The sequence below is a fragment of the Scytonema sp. NUACC21 genome (genome assembly GCF_054684315.1).
On record NZ_BAAFZH010000103.1, the window covers coordinates 211,189 to 224,804 of the forward strand.

Sequence of the window (13,616 nt, forward strand, 5' to 3'; positions counted from 1 at the left end):
GTTTAACTGTACTTATTTATCTCTATTAAGTGTTGACTGTTCGCCAATTAGCGGTTGCGCCACAATGTTACTCAAGCCAACACTAGTGAGCAATTCCTTCCAATCCTCCTCAAGTGCTGCATCCTTGGGATTTTTTTGACGCAGTTGAGCCAGTGTTGTCAGTGCCTCATGCCATATTCCATTATTGGCATATATCGCAATCTGCTCTCTTGGCTGTGCTTGTTGCAGTTGTTGGGAAATTGCTAGGCTCAAGTTAACGCGTTGTACCACACCCTCAACAAAAACAGGAGTTTGCTGCTGTTGGCGATCGCAGTAGACATTGAAAAACCACCGATATTGTTTGCTTAGTGCCAGTGGAGGAAGAGGAATGCCAATCACTCCTGGCTTATTTGGAAGGGAAATAGCTGTTTTGTATACCGGATTTGACTCCTCATCAAGCAATTCAAAATCAGCCGGATAGCTAGAACCCTTATTATAAGGTGTGTAGAACCATAGGATAGGACGTTCCACTGCCGTTAATCCCCAAACATTAGTCACAGTGGGTTTTGATTCAGTGGAAGGGACTAGGGCAGTGAGTTGCAATTCTACATCTTGTGAGCACTCAGATCGTCTAGCCCCACCATAACGACGACCTCCCGGCGGTTCTCCTGGAGGAAGTGGGGGCAAAACAAGACGCAAAGGTGGTTTGCGAGTTCTTGAGATGACTAAGGGTTTGGATTGTGGCGAGGTGGAATTGGGGTGTTGTATTGTAGTTGGTTGAGTAGACTGTGCTTTCACCAAAGTTGAAGTCACTGGCAAACTGATGCAGCCAAAGGCAACTGCCAAAATCAGTTTTATCAGTTGTGGAATTAAATTTATCAAATTAATGTCATTTGTCATTTGTCGTTTGTTATTGGTTGTGTGTCATTTGTCATTTGTCATTTGTCATTTGTTATTGGTTGTGTGTCGTTTGTTATTCATTTTGCACTAAGGACTAAGGACTAATGACTAATGACTAATGACTCCTACTTATTTTTGAACAGACGTAGCAACAACAGTGACTACCAAAGCAAAAGCCGATGGCACAAATGGCATCCAATACCCTTGGAATAACATGCCAAAACAAAGTATGTAAAGCGAGCCAGAAGCAATACCGATAAAGAGTGCCAATTTTGGAACTGAACGTAACCGCCAAGCGAACATTCCTCCCACCACAGACCAACCCCAAATCCAAACGACTTCCGCAAGCGGTGATAAAACGCGCAGCTGCGATCGCAATTCCAAAACAGCGCTCAGGATTTGGCTGACCATATGTGCCTGTACTAAGACCCCAGGCATTTCCTCGTCTAACTTCCCGTAAGGTGTACCCCAGTAATCTGGAAAGTCTCCTTTAGCTGTAACCCCAATCAGAACAATTTTGTCCTTAACTGCACCAGGTTGAATAGGAGTAGATAGAATTTGTGTCAGCGTTACCTGTTCGGCAATCTTTCTTGAGGAACGGTAATTAAGCAAAATTTGACCGCCATTGGAATCAATACTTTGGTAGCCTCCGGTACGAGGTTGTAGACTGGGAAAAACAGTGTTGCCAAGTTGTAAATTTCCATTAGAGGTGAACTTTGGTTGAATGCCATGAGCCAGCAAATAGCGGAATGCTAATTGCATACTCAATGCAAAGGAAGCGGGACACAAAGATACAGCCTCTGGATTCATGTACAGGAGATGTCGGCGCACCACGCGATCTGAATCGGAAAGAAAGTCACTAAATCCCAAGCGTTGTTCTGAAATTTCCGGTGGCGGTGCAATTCCGTGTACAGATGTGACCGCATCACTACCTTTGCAAACCCCTATTAAATTCTCTGTTTGCTCGAGATTTTGTATTAAATCCGGATGTTGAGCTGGAAAATCCCTATAGATATCTAAGCCAATTACACGGGGTTGATACTGCTTGAGTTTCTCCAATAGTTTGTTAAGAGACTCATCAGAAATGGATTTTCCTTCCAAACGCTCGCCCCTGCGTCGTTGAGCCGCAATATCATCATCGTCAATCGTCACCACCAACAAGCGATTATCCGCCCCCTCATTGAATATCAGGGGACGTGCTGCCATCATTTGGTCAAAGGCTTGAAGCTCGTGTGCTTGCAATAGCCCTAGAAACCTGAGCCCGCAAACTAGAGCAGTCACCACTACCGAAGATAAAAATGCTACAGCAACTCTTGGGGAAGGTGGGGTTGGAAGATGAAATGGTTCTGGGGCTAATAATTCCTCCTTACCTGTAATCTGGTGCCAAGTTACTGGCGCTTCCGCTAAATTTTGGCAAATCACTGGTAACCACGTTGCACAGGGAAATTTATCTTCTAGACCTTGTAATTGTTCTCGAGAATCCCGTACTGCCAAGTAAAATAGTTCCCCACTGGCAAATCCTTTTAAAAAATATTTTAAGAATTCCTGTGCCACTAAGTCTGGAACAGGCTCGCGCATTACAATAATCTGGGGAATTTGCAAATCAGTTAAATCTCGTGCTAGTCCCAACCCATCACAGGAGTTAAAAATTGCTAGTTGTAAACCACGTTCCACAGCTTTTCTCAAAGCATATCTTAACTCGCTGATGGTGAGGCTATCGGTTTTATTCAGGTATATACGTCCCGTACTGTCTTTACCTTGACTGGAACTATGTCCTGCAAAGAACAGAATATCCCAACTCTGCCCCCATAGTTGGTCGGTCAATTCCTTACGCTGGGGTTCTACCAAAAAAGTTACGTTTGCATCAGGTAGCTGTTCTAATAAGGTACGGTCAGCCTCAGTATCAATTCCCTGACTATTGCCAACAATTGCTAAAATATTAACTTTTTCATTACGTGTTTTCTTGGTTTCCACTCGCTCGTAAGTTGGTGAAGCTATGGCAACTTCAGCCCTGGAGTAACGTTCTAGAATATCCCAGAGATGCCAGGGCAAACGCTTGAGTTGATAATCTTCTGTTTGTAAAATAACACGTATTTCGTCCGTAGGTAGCAATTTTTCCAGCCATTTCTCCCGGATAGGGCGAAACTCCTCTGCACGCAACCAAGTATTAAACCGCGCTCGCAAAATATGTGCTGTGCGATCGCAATCTTGGGTCACAGATACATTTGTCACCTGTGCTTTGTCAGCAGACAAGCGATAACGAATGCCCAATTGTCGGTAGCTAGCTTGCCAGTGACTGTAGTACAGGGGCATTTCCCCAGCGGCTGGTAGCTTACCCGTGATTTCAGTCGAGGGACGTTCACCTTCTTCACCAATTTGGAGAGTGACGGAAAACCCATTTTCAAAGCTACCGTCTGCGAATTTTAATACAACTAATTTACCCATAACCTTAAGAAAACAGGAGTAGGGGAAAGTAACGGGAGGGAGAGAATAACTAGCAACTCCTAACTCTTAACCACTAACTATTAACTATTGACCATTAACTAAATCACAAAGTGTTCTATGACGCTAGCATCATTCAACCCTAACTTAACGCTGAATTGTTCTCCTGATTCACCTCTAAACTGTAATTGAATGTAATTATCTGCGCTTCTGGCTTGAGCTTCCAAAAAAACTTCTCCAGACGCATCAAGTACCGTCAATTGCAATCCAGGAAGCAGGTAACTGTTGTTACCAGTAGGATGCAACTGGAGACGAATACTAGCTTGTTGGTATTCTTCCGGTCTAATTTCCACAATTAACATGACGGGTTGATTGGCAATTTGGATTCCCAAATCGATCAACTTTCCACGTTGGGCAACTGATTCGATTTCTTCAATGTGCTCAAGAGTTTCACTACTACGAAAAGCATAAGCTGGTCTAATCTCTGGCTGATTCCACAAAGATTCGAGTGTTTGCCAACCTGCATCAAAGACACCAGTTAACCATTGGCTGAGATTTACCAAAGTGGTGGCTGGGGTTTGCCGCAGTTGTCCCAAATGTTCTATCAAGTCTTCTAAAGGTTGTAGTTGAGTTAAAGGTAATTCCTCAGTTGTTGCTTTGCGGACAAACCCCAGTAACTTTGCTTCTTGAGAAGATTCATCTACTTGAACAACGACATATCCCACTCGTTCTTCCCAAGTTTCTGGAGGAATGTAACATGTTTGCTTGGAAATAGGAACGGAACGGCACTCCAAACGACCGATTCCCGGTACTTCTAAGTCGGCAATATCAGCGCAAAGGCGTACCACCGGATTCCAGCTGTCACTGGCTTTTAAGTTAGTGGAAATTCCCATAATTTCCAAGTACTCATGCACCACCCATACTGAAAGCGTATTGAGCCGGACTTGCTCGGCTTTTTCAGGGCTGGGCTGTTCCATAGCAAACTTTTGGGCTGTTCTGCGGGCTGCCAGCGTAATAGGTAAAGTTAATGCAAAATCGTCTAGCTCATAGGTGGTGCGCGTCATAGTTTAATCCCCAGTGATTGATGCTGAATACTTATCGCTCCAAAGTGCTCAATTTATGCAAGGGTTCTTTGTTATTAGTCATTTGTCATTTGTCATTGACTAATGACTAATGACCAATGACTAATGACCAATGACTAATGACTAATAACGATACCTTGCTGTTAGCCGCAAAAAATGGCGATATTAAACGGGTGCAAGCATTGCTCAACACAAACGCTGTGGTAGATGTGGGCGATCGCGATGGCACAACGCCGTTAATGTTTGCTGCTAGTTTGGGCTATACCGAAATCGTGCGCTTGCTTGTGGCCGCTGGGGCAAATATCAACCTACAAAGAAAGCGCTACGGATTGACACCCTTGATGCTGGCAGCTAGCGCCAAGCAGCTTGATATCGTGAAGCTTTTAGTAGCTAGAGGTGCCGATGTCAACGCGACTAATGAAGATGGCAGCACTGCCCTGATGGTAGCAGCACTCAAAGGTCATGTTGAGATAGTGCATACCTTACTTAGTGCTGGGGCTGAGGTGAATGTCAGAGATAACGATGACGACACGGCTTTTAACTTAGCAATGAAGCAGGGACACGCTGACGTTGTACAAGCCTTACTACAAAACGGTGTAGATGTCAATGCTAAAGATGAAGAAGGCGAGACTGCCTTGATGGTGGCAGCAGATTTGGGTCGTTTGCAAGTTGTTCAAACACTCTTGATGGCAGGAGCTGATGTCAAGGCTCAAAACAACGATGGCGGTACTGCTTTGTCAGCCGCAGCCGCAGCAGGACACAGTGCGATCGCACAAGCCATACTCGCTCACAAACCCGACGTTAATGCCCAAGACAAAGATGGTGAAACCGCCCTGCACCTTGCTGTCGTGGAAGGTTATATCGATGTTGTAGAAGTATTACTCCGTCACGGTGCAAATGTGGGTATCAGAAATAACCTAGGTGATACACCATTGCTAATAGCAGCATTGCAGGGGTACAGCCCAATTGTTGAGTTACTACTTCAACAGGGAGCAGATAGCAATGAGAAAAATTTGGGTGAGTTACCACTGACACTAGCAGCAACCCAAGGACATACGGAAACAGTCAAAGTTTTGCTCGCTCATGGTGCCAATGCCAATATCAAGGCAGATGATGGCAAAACAGCCCTGATAAAAGCAGCAGAACGAGAGCGCATTGGTGTCATAGAGCAGCTTGTAGATAGAGGGGCAGATGTCAACTTGCCAGACTCAGCCAAAGCCACAGCTTTAATGTGGGCAGCATCACGGGGTAGCGATCGCGCCGTGCAATTGTTACTGCAAGCAGGAGCAGATGTGAATGCAAAAAATCAGGGTGGTTACACAGCTTTGATGTTAGCGGAGTTTAACGGATATCACAGTGTTGTACGAATTTTAAAAGCTGTAGGAGCGCAGGAATAATTTAGTTGCTGATAAGTTACTATAAAATCAAAAATATCCCAATAGTAACCCATGCCTGAATCAGTCCAATACATTACTAATGAACAGGGAGAACGAGTTGGTGTACTGTTAGATTTGAGAACATACCAAGAGTTGATAAACGTATCAACTGCTGATGCTGAAATATTAATTGGCTTGAGTTTGGATGAACTGCAAGCTTTAGCAGAAAGTACATTGTCTTTAAAAGCCCAAGTTCAATTAGACTATTTACTAGCGCGGAATGCAGAAAATAAACTATCAGTTGATGAAACAGCTACTTTAGACCATCTGTTAGCACAGGTCGATCAACTGAACATTCTCAAAACTAGGGCTAAGTACACCTTAAAGCACTTTGAGAAAGCATCGGGAGTGGTGTGAGCGTTTACATTCCTATTGAATTACAAAGACGCATTCGGCACCATTTTGTCAATTGTTGTGCTTATTGCCTTAGTGCTGAATCCCTAACAGTTACTACATTTGAGTTCGAGCATATCATTCCTCGGTCTGCAGGTGGAGAAACTAGCTTTAACAATCTCTGCTTGGCTTGTCCATCCTGCAATCGTTACAAAGCATCACGCCAAACAGCCACTGACCCAATAACTCAACAGGAAGTTCCTTTGTTTCATCCACAGGAGCAATTATGGAGAGACCATTTTGCTTGGAATGAGGATGGAACAGAAATAATTGGACTCACATCTGTAGGTCGAGCAACAATTTCTGCTTTGAAAATGAATCGTTCGCAATTAATTCGTGTACGTCGGATGTGGATGAAGATGGGAGAACATCCACCAACAATTTGAGTAAGTGTATCCTCTTATGTAGGGGCGTATTGCAATATACCCCTACTGCTGTAGGTAGCAGTAGCGTTACTGAGCTTTTTACTGAGCATTAAATGAACTTTTCGCTGAGCCAAATCCTGAACCAAAACAGTGTCTTTTTTTGGGAGATCCAATCTTGTTAGTCTAAGCTCAACAGGAAAGACAGACCTAACAGAGAAAAGGAGAGACACTACAGTCTATGAAAATCCCAAAAACTCTTGGTGTTACTTTATTGGTAGCGATCGCAGGAACGCAGAACCCAGCAGCAGCATTGGTTAATGACCAAGCAATTCAACCCAGGATAGCATTGCTTTCCCCCCAGCCGTCAACAACTCAGCAATCTAATCTAGTTTCTATCAATAATACTTATTGGGGACCGCAACGAGACTTTGAAATTTGGATGCCAGGGCAGGTAAAAACTAATGAACGCAACCAATTGACATCATGGAGTGCGGAAAGTCAGATCGCATACGTCGTTGTCCACAAAGATATGCCTTCAGAGGTTTTCTATTTATCTACTTTAGGAATCCGGCACTTACTGCAAACTTCAATGCGAGAAAACATTGCCAAAACAGGCAAAGTAGTTAGAAGCACTAATCTTGTGATTAACGGATATCCCGGTTTGGAGTTGCTGGCACAAAACTCTGATGGAACTTTGGGACAATATCAAGCATTTCTAGTTAAGGGACGTATGTATCTTATGGGAGCGGTGACACAGAACGAATTAACTACAGAGGCTGTTAATTTCTTTAATTCTTTCCGTGTTTATCCGGAAAATATTCTTTTTGCTCGTTGATTTTTATTAACGTTTTACAAAGAATCTTTTTGTTTGCAATTATTATAAAATCAAAAGCTTTAGAGCTAATTAATTGATATAGTTTTACACGTCTATATTGCCGTTCATCAATTTAAACAGAACTGTCAAAACCTATTTTAGCCTATCTGGAAGCCACTCCAAACGTCGGAGTTAGAGGGTATGTAGAACGTCAAAAATGGCTCATTGCTTTTGCTCGTACTCATAGATATTCGAGGAAAGTTTTTGTCGTTACACAATGGAAATTTCCATCGCTGCTTGTTGCAAAATACTCTTTGAGCCGAAGTAGTTTAGGTTATCCATTGTTGTTTGCAAATAGCATAAAATGAAAGCTTTTCCCATATCTATATAAATACAATGTGCATATCATTAAGCGAGATTAATTTAGATTTTCTTATCTTCATTATCTAGCTATTTATCAATAGGAGTAAAGTCCAATGGTACGACATCTACTAAGCAAAAGTTCTTTACGACTCGTTCGTGGAACATTATCGCTTCTAGTAATTCCAGGTGCGATCGCCACTACAATTATCAGCGAATTTGCTTTCACCTCCAATTACCTTGGAGATAACGCTGCTTATGCTCAGAAAGCCGATGGTTCTGCTCAAGAAGTTTATGAAAAAGCAAGTTCCGCAATTGTCTATGTAGAAACAGATAAAGGTACTGGTAGCGGTGTCATTGTAGACTCTAGCGGTTTAACTGTCACTAATGCTCATTTAGTTGCAGGTGTTAAAAGTATCACTGTGGAACTGCAAAATGGCAAAAAATATCAAGCCGATGTGGTTTTTCAGGGAAGTAGTGAATGTCTTGATTTAGCCTTGCTGCAAATTCGCGGTCAAAATCGCTTACCAAAATTAAATTTTGCTTCCTTGAGCGCAGTTCGCAAGGGACAACAAGTGTTTGCTATCGGTTATCCTCGCGGAATTAAGCCCTCCTCTATTACCCAAGGAATTGTTAGTAACATATACACAGAATTAGGTTTTATTCAAACAGATGCTAATCTCAATCCTGGTAACTCTGGAGGCGCTTTGTTAAACAGTCAGGGAGAACTTTTGGGTATAAATACCAAAAAAATAGATGCAGACACTAATGGTATGAATCTTGCAATCTCTAGCGAAAAGGTTCAAACTTTTATTCTGGCTTACAAGCAAGGACTATCTCCCTCTATAGGTCAATTATTAATTCCAGTTGCTCAGCAAAACAACAGTCTACTGGCGCAAAAACTAGCTTTTAATGGTGTGGAAAATAAAGACAAAATTCAAGTAGGAGGCAATCTTGTTTGTGCAGATCGAAGCCGCGCCAATATCTACACATTTGAAGGTAAAGCAGATGAACCAATTATGATTGAAATGTTTAGTCAGGAGATTGGTTCTTACTTGGCACTTCTTGCACCAAATGGTGAAATGATTGCTAATGGTGGTAGTGAAGGTCGCAATAAAATTGCTAGAATTTCGACTAATTTGCCGCAAACAGGAACTTACACCCTGATTGCTAATTCTTTGAATCCTCAAGAAATAGGAACCTATTATTTACGAGCAACAAACCCACTTTTAGTACAACAAGATAAATTAGACAGAAACACACCTGCTTGCTTAAAAGATGGTTCTCCTTGCCGCACCTATATGTTTTCTGGGAAGGAAAATCAGAATATTACCATTCAGTTAGAGCGTTTTGAGTTCGATCCCTACTTATTCATTGTTGATAGCGATGGTAATATTATTAATGAAGGTAAGGTAGAACGCCAAGCAAGTGTTAGTATGAAATTGCCTCGTAATGATAATTATAAACTGGTTGTCAGTACCGCAAATTCCCAGGATAGAGGGCAATTTTTCCTGTTAGTTTACAGTGGTGAGTAAGTTGCTTCCGCAAATGTCTTTTTACGGAAATAAAAGTTGTTTGTCTATATCAAATTAATTAGTATAACAACCCAGTTCCTTCAAGATCTGGGTTTCTCCAATGGTATATCAGATACTTTAAGCCGGGATACAATCATCGCTATTAAAAATGAAACTATCTATCATTACCGCTACATACAATCGACCCGAACCATTGAATCGTGTCATCCAGCACCACTTCCGTTGGACTGACCGAGACAGCATTTACCTCTAACACTTGCGATTCAGAATTTGTTCAGTTGTGAGGTGAAGTTCTGTAAATCGGGATTGGATTAATACATTTCCAGTGTACTCCTCCGCCTCATAAAAACCATCAACCAACTTGTAAACTATTATTTTACGTTTCTCTGGATCGATAGCCCAATACTCAGGAACTGCTCTAGCCGCATACTCAGAACGTTTGAAGCGATAATCGCGATCCTCATTAGTTTTACCAGGAGACACGACTTCAATAATTAACTCTGGTGGGGGCATTTCTAGCCCGATTGTACCTCTGTTTGTTTGTCCCAAAATTGCTGCTAGTTCCTCTGACAGAATCATCAGATCGGGTAGCCGTGTTTGTACTTGCGCTCCTGATACTGCAATTTCTGTATCTTTATGGCAGATTTGCTCCTCTAGTAGGAACTTAGCAAACTGGAGTGCTAAAAAGAATGAAATTCTGGAGTTTAGAGGGCTTTCGGGAGGCATTTCAACTAGCTCTCCACCCACAAATTCATACTTCTTGTCTGTATCATCGTTGTAGCGTAGATACTCCTCAAAGGTTTTAGGTATCTTGGTGGTTTGAGTCATAGTAATCGTGTATAGCTACCCTAGCTTTATCAGCAAGCACTTCCAACAAACATATAAATTATATAGATGATAGTATGAGTTTGAGTGCCAATATCTCAATTGCCGAAACAAAACCGCTAAAAGCCACTTACACAGAACAGGCGAGGATACCCGTCCCACAAGATAGTTAATTTATTTCTTGAACAATCCCAACTTGTTGTTTAATAGAAAACGCTCAATTGCTTGAGACACGAAGGTAAAACGCCTTGCTATTAGCTGAATTTTCCCCGATCGCTGCGATCTCTACCACCCCTACAGGTGTCAAAAAATTACAAACCCTATCTCAAACCGATTCTGTCAAAATCTGGGTTCCAGAATCTTTATCCCATATACAAGGTACTCAAGTTTACACAGATTCTCTGAAAGAACACATAGCAAACCTGTGGCAAACACACCGTGCTTTTGTCTTTTGTTTGGCAACTGGTGCGGTAGTGCGATTAATTGCCCCTTTGTTACAGCATAAATCCACCGATCCCGCAGTGGTGGCGATTGATGAAGCCGGACGTTTTGTGATTAGTCTGTGTGGTGGGCACCAGGGTGGTGGGGATAAGCTAGCACAGTTAATAGCCTTACAACTGAATGCAACACCAGTGTTGTCTGGTGCTTCTACCAGTTTGGGGTTACAAGCAGTAGATATGTTAGGTGTGCCCTTTGGTTGGAATCGAGGCGAAGGTGACTGGACGGGTGTCAGTGCAGCTGTTGCACGAGGGGAAAGGATACAAGTCATTCAAGAAGCAGGTACTACTATTTGGCAAACAACTTTCAGCACTCAGCAGTCGCCTTTCATTTTTGAAGAAGACCCTTCAGCCACAGCAAGAATTTGGATTACACCCAAACTCCCCGTCTCTTCCTCTCCCCCCCTCCCTCAAATCCACTGGCACCCACGGGTTCTATGGGTGGGAATTGGTTGTGAGAGAGGAACTTCACGACAGTTGATAGAAACGGCAATCCAACAAGTTTTTCGAGAAAACCAACTGGCAGAAAGTGCGATCGCAGGTATTGCGACAATAGACATTAAATCTGATGAAGTTGGTTTGGTAGAACTTTGCCAAGAACGGAATTTGCCTTTAAAAACTTTTTCCTCTGATGTCCTCAGCACAGTTTCTGTCCCCAACCCATCCAAAGTTGTGGAAAAAGAAGTAGGAACCCCCAGTGTTGCAGAAGCCGCTGCTTTATGTGCCGCCCAACGTCCAACTCTACTCATTCCCAAACAAATCTTCAAACCCTCCCTCACTCCCTCCCTCCCTCCCTCACCCCCTCCCCAAGGGGCAGTGACAATAGCTGTTGCTCAAGCAGAAAAAGAATACATCGGTCGTATCGGGCAGCTGTTACTTATTGGTACGGGTCCGGGAAAACTCGAGCAAATGACACCTGCCGCACAAACTGCAGTCAGCAGTGCCGATGCAGTCATTGGTTACAGTTTGTACGTGGACTTAATAGACTCTATTCTTCGACCAGAGCAAATTATTGAAGCTTTACCAATCACAAAGGAACGCCAACGCGCCCAACGGGCAATTGAGTTAGCTAATTGGGGATTGAAAGTAGCAGTTATATCTTCTGGAGATAGTGGTATATACGGAATGGCTGGGTTAGTTTTGGAAGAGTTGCAAACCCAAGGTTGGGATGGCAAAACTCCCAGTATTCATATATTTCCTGGAATTAGTGCAATGCAAGCTGCTGCATCGCGGGTTGGAACACCTTTAATGCACGATTTTTGTGCTATTAGCTTGAGCGATTTACTAACACCTTGGGAGACAATCGAAAAGCGTTTAGAAGCAGCCGCATCTGCTGATTTTGTCACCGCTATATATAATCCTCGCTCCCAAACACGCATTCAACAACTGGTGACAGCTAGAGATATTTTTCTCAAGTATCGCGATCGCAGTACACCAGTTGCTGTGGTGCGCTCTGCGTACCGTCAAGACGAGCAAATTACTCTAACAACTTTGGATAAATTACTTGAGACTTCTGTTGATATGTTAACAACGGTGTTGATTGGTAATTCCAATACGCGTTTCCATGCTAATTGGATGGTGACACCAAGGGGATATCTGGGATTTTCTAGCTAATAGCTAGAAGTTGGTGTAGCGATAAGGCGCGAGGTGGATTCTGAATAAATTGTTTCAGATTCTCAACATAGGCGATCTCCCTGCCACCAGACATTGTCCGAATGAGTTGGTTCTTATCCCCTATAGCTGCCTGGTGAATTTGGGAAGTTGAAGGTAGCGATTGAGGCAAGTTAGATTCAGGGAAATTCGACATAAACTACCGAATACTTTAAATCACAAATTCACAATTTCATACATCTTTGCCGTATTTTACTGGATATGCTTAATGCCATTTCTTGTCAACCGTTTATTCGCAGCTGTAAAATGTAACATATGTTTTGATAATGGCAGAAAGCTAGATTCCAAAAGTTTTTTCAGCCCAAGCACATGGGCAAACTCACTGGATGCAATCTTCTAAGTTCTGAGAGAAAAAACTTCAGCAGGCGATGCGGGATGCAGAACTGAGACGGTGATTAGTCGTAATCTCTATAACTACGTCTAAAACTACAGTTCATAATTATTACACACCTAAACACATTGAATTCAATTCATTCAGCGCTAGTCGTTGAGGTTGTGTCCCCTGGCAAAATCAATGAAGACCGGGACTACCGCTATAAACGTTCCGAGTATGCAGCCAGAGGAATTTTGGAATATTGGATTATCGATCCCCAAAAATCTCAGATCGTTGTGCTTACTCTGGTTGATGGTTTCTATGAAGAAACAACTTTCAGAGGTTCTACCATGATTCAATCTCAGGTATTTTCGGGATTGGAGGTATCCGCAGAGCAAGTGTTAAAAGCTGGACAGTAACACTTAAAGAAGTCAAAGAGCCAAAAAAAACTCCTACTCAACAGTTCTAAGTAAGTAGTTAATCACGCTAGAAACAATTGCTAGTACAATTGAACCCAACAGAGCAGGCACAAAACCGTTGATAATAAAACCATAACCAGGAGTCAGAGCGCTTGCTAGCCAAAGGGTTAAAGCGTTTAGAACAAAGGTAAATAACCCGAAGGTGAGTAAGGTAATGGGAAAAGTGAGTATACCCAATACGGGTCGAACGATCGCATTCACTAAACCGATAACAACTGCTGCAACAAGCGCTGCAATAAAATTTTTAATCTCAAACCCAGGAACAATATTGGAAGTTATTATCAATGCCGCTGCAGTTCCCAACCAAGTTAATAAAAAGTGTTTCATACTTTTTTTCCGTGTTTCTGTTTACAATACTCCTGTGAGGTCAGGATTTTTTATAAGGTGCTTTTGGAAGAATACCTTATTTATGATGATGGAATTGACATTCTACAGGCACTCATCCCTTTCCGTGTAAAGTTATTGATTTTTGTAGGGTGGACTATGGGGCACAATCAAATGGTGGGCAGTGCCCACCCTACGTTC

General features: G+C 42.6%; 12 protein-coding genes and 1 pseudogene. 7 read left to right on the plus strand and 6 right to left on the minus strand.

Annotation, left to right across the window (positions count from 1 at the left end):
- Positions 1 to 12: 12 nt before the first annotated feature.
- The 3 genes from ACYRY3_RS35305 to ACYRY3_RS35315 all read right to left on the minus strand — a co-directional run bounded on the left by ACYRY3_RS35305 (position 13) and on the right by ACYRY3_RS35315 (position 4,385).
- Positions 13 to 879 carry a DUF928 domain-containing protein gene (locus ACYRY3_RS35305; RefSeq protein ID WP_460206342.1) on the minus strand — a complete coding sequence of 289 codons (867 nt, stop codon included), beginning with the start codon at positions 877 to 879 and terminating at the stop codon, positions 13 to 15.
- 129 nt (positions 880 to 1,008) lie between these two features.
- Entirely contained in the window at positions 1,009 to 3,324 is a 2,316-nt protein-coding gene (locus ACYRY3_RS35310; RefSeq protein ID WP_460206343.1) for a CHASE2 domain-containing protein, read from the minus strand.
- A 98-nt stretch (positions 3,325 to 3,422) separates the two neighbouring features.
- Positions 3,423 to 4,385: a DUF1822 family protein gene (locus ACYRY3_RS35315; protein ID WP_460206344.1), complete on the minus strand. Its 963-nt coding sequence runs from the start codon at positions 4,383 to 4,385 to the stop codon at positions 3,423 to 3,425.
- 137 nt (positions 4,386 to 4,522) lie between these two features.
- On the opposite strand from ACYRY3_RS35315, the gene ACYRY3_RS35320 reads away from it, so the two are divergent.
- The 5 genes from ACYRY3_RS35320 to ACYRY3_RS35340 all read left to right on the plus strand — a co-directional run bounded on the left by ACYRY3_RS35320 (position 4,523) and on the right by ACYRY3_RS35340 (position 9,306).
- A complete protein-coding gene (locus tag ACYRY3_RS35320; RefSeq protein ID WP_460206345.1) occupies positions 4,523 to 5,800 on the plus strand; it encodes an ankyrin repeat domain-containing protein in 1,278 nt (425 codons plus the stop codon).
- Between the two features lie 51 nt (positions 5,801 to 5,851).
- Positions 5,852 to 6,196, plus strand: a complete 345-nt coding sequence (locus ACYRY3_RS35325; RefSeq protein ID WP_460206346.1) for a hypothetical protein — start codon at positions 5,852 to 5,854, stop codon at positions 6,194 to 6,196.
- Positions 6,193 to 6,618, plus strand: a complete 426-nt coding sequence (locus tag ACYRY3_RS35330) for an HNH endonuclease (RefSeq protein WP_460206347.1) — start codon at positions 6,193 to 6,195, stop codon at positions 6,616 to 6,618. Before ACYRY3_RS35325 ends, ACYRY3_RS35330 begins: the two co-directional genes overlap by 4 nt.
- Positions 6,619 to 6,835: 217 nt before the next feature.
- Positions 6,836 to 7,432: a hypothetical protein gene (locus ACYRY3_RS35335; protein ID WP_460206348.1), complete on the plus strand. Its 597-nt coding sequence runs from the start codon at positions 6,836 to 6,838 to the stop codon at positions 7,430 to 7,432.
- Between the two features lie 455 nt (positions 7,433 to 7,887).
- Positions 7,888 to 9,306, plus strand: a complete 1,419-nt coding sequence (locus tag ACYRY3_RS35340) for a S1C family serine protease (protein ID WP_460206349.1) — start codon at positions 7,888 to 7,890, stop codon at positions 9,304 to 9,306.
- 249 nt (positions 9,307 to 9,555) lie between these two features.
- Here ACYRY3_RS35340 and ACYRY3_RS35345 read toward each other — a convergent pair whose 3' ends face one another.
- Positions 9,556 to 10,134 (minus strand): Uma2 family endonuclease, encoded by a 579-nt coding sequence (locus ACYRY3_RS35345; protein WP_460206350.1) that lies wholly within the window; start codon positions 10,132 to 10,134, stop codon positions 9,556 to 9,558.
- 245 nt (positions 10,135 to 10,379) lie between these two features.
- Between ACYRY3_RS35345 and cobJ the strand changes: the two genes are divergently transcribed.
- On the plus strand, positions 10,380 to 12,242 hold the full coding sequence (gene cobJ / locus ACYRY3_RS35350; RefSeq protein WP_460206351.1) for a precorrin-3B C(17)-methyltransferase: 1,863 nt from the start codon (positions 10,380 to 10,382) through the stop codon (positions 12,240 to 12,242).
- On the opposite strand, the gene ACYRY3_RS35355 is transcribed toward cobJ, so the two are convergent.
- Entirely contained in the window at positions 12,235 to 12,435 is a 201-nt protein-coding gene (locus tag ACYRY3_RS35355) for a hypothetical protein (RefSeq protein WP_460206352.1), read from the minus strand. The two genes, cobJ and ACYRY3_RS35355, sit on opposite strands and share 8 nt — an antisense overlap.
- 341 nt (positions 12,436 to 12,776) lie before the next feature.
- Here ACYRY3_RS35355 and ACYRY3_RS35360 point away from each other — a divergent pair.
- Positions 12,777 to 13,031: pseudogene (locus tag ACYRY3_RS35360) on the plus strand (Uma2 family endonuclease); the annotation flags it as partial.
- Between the two features lie 33 nt (positions 13,032 to 13,064).
- Here the strand turns inward: ACYRY3_RS35360 and ACYRY3_RS35365 are convergent.
- Positions 13,065 to 13,418, minus strand: coding sequence for a phage holin family protein (locus ACYRY3_RS35365; RefSeq protein ID WP_460206353.1), 354 nt, complete (start codon positions 13,416 to 13,418; stop codon positions 13,065 to 13,067).
- Positions 13,419 to 13,616 lie beyond the last annotated feature (198 nt).